Annotated in this window: 1 protein-coding gene; it reads right to left on the reverse strand. The window is 42.3% G+C overall.

The window, feature by feature from the left end; all coding sequences use genetic code 11:
* Positions 1-69: 69 nt before the first annotated feature.
* Entirely contained in the window at positions 70-966 is an 897-nt protein-coding gene (locus G485_RS27200) for a Mu transposase C-terminal domain-containing protein (RefSeq protein ID WP_240489196.1), read from the reverse strand.
* Positions 967-1,474 lie beyond the last annotated feature (508 nt).

Here is a 1,474-nt window from a genome sequence, read left to right on the forward strand (position 1 = left end):
GAACAAGCCCTGTTAACGTCTGCTATGCTCTTGCAGAAATAAATATGAGTCACAAAGTAGAAATCGATTTTACACCACTTGACGGGACGCTATCTCCGCATTTACCGCCTTATGCATGTTTTCCTTTGCTTGCAAGTATTCAATCTCTTCCAGAGTACGATTGTTGAATTGATCGTATTGGCTTAAAAGGAAACATGACTCATACCCCTTTTCTCCAATCCCCCGAAGATATATGGTTCCAAGATTGCGGGGGTCGTAGCTAACAGAAACCCTCCTTGTTCCGTTTCGGGCTTTCTCCATCCAGCGTTCTTTGAGAGCAGTGTGACTGCTATAGTACAGTCCCTTAAACCTGATGCCCTGATAGGTCACAAGAGCTTCACTTGTTGGAAGCATGTTCAATAAAACAATTTCCTTTGGAATTTCTCTCAGCTTGCCTGACCGGAACTGCACACCCCACTGCCATATTTTCGAAGGAATACTTTCGACATCATCGGCGATCATCATTTCCTCGCGGGGATAATTCGGAAGGAAATGGTTGTTATGATGAAGCACACATCGGATGATTATCTGCGTAAACTGGTATAGATCCAATTTCGCATCCAGACGATAATCCCTGCTTCCTCTTTGCCGGAAATCTGGGTTGATTACACCTGGCAACATCATTTTCACAGTATCGTTAGTCGTCCGAAAATGCCGTTCAACAATGGATTTTAAATCCCCTCTGTATGAAGAGGTATTTTCGATTTTGACATGTAAATTCTTTATAAGTGTTTCAACCTCTCTACTGAAGAGTTCTCCTCTATCGCCGAGAATTGTTTCTGGGAGATGTCTTGCTTCCCATTCTTCTGGTCTTATTGAAATCCCGTATTGTTTGCAGAAGGATACCTTATCCTCACAACAATTCGCAATGGCCATAGCCGCAGAAAGCCAGCTTGATTCAAGACCGACATATATGCCCGTCACCATGCGACTAAAAACATCCTGCACATAATAAAGGCATGGCCGACCAATAATCCAGTTCCTATTGATCCTGCTTACAAGATAAACGTCGAATGTAGTCCCGTCTAATAAAAACCGACTTCCAGGACCTATTGCCTCCTCAGTCGCACTCCCAAGAACAGGACGGTACTGCAGTTCATATTTTTTGGCACTTTGTCTTGTGGAAACTTCCCTCTTGACGGTATTCTCTTTCTTGAAATAATACTTGAATTGAGTATACGTAGGGACTGTACTCGGATCCTGAATAATGGGGAGCCTTACGCCGTTGTCAATTTTGCAATTCTGACTGTAGAATTCTTGAATCATTTTCTGATATGCAAACTTTAGCGGTGCCTTTTTAGAAGTATAGTAATATTTCTTGAGTGCAACACGAAAAATCTGATAGCGTCCCGTCAAGTGGTGTAAAATCGATTTCTACTTTGTGACTCATATTTATTTCTGCAAGAGCATAGCAGACGTTAACAGGGCTTGTTCT

The organism is Cohnella thermotolerans DSM 17683 (assembly GCF_000429825.1).
Lineage (GTDB): Bacteria > Bacillota > Bacilli > Paenibacillales > Paenibacillaceae > Cohnella > Cohnella thermotolerans.

Excerpts from the sequence above, each read along its gene's own strand:
- G485_RS27200 (WP_240489196.1), bottom strand. The coding sequence starts at position 966 with ATGGTGACGGGCATATATGTCGGTCTTGAATCAAGCTGGCTTTCTGCG.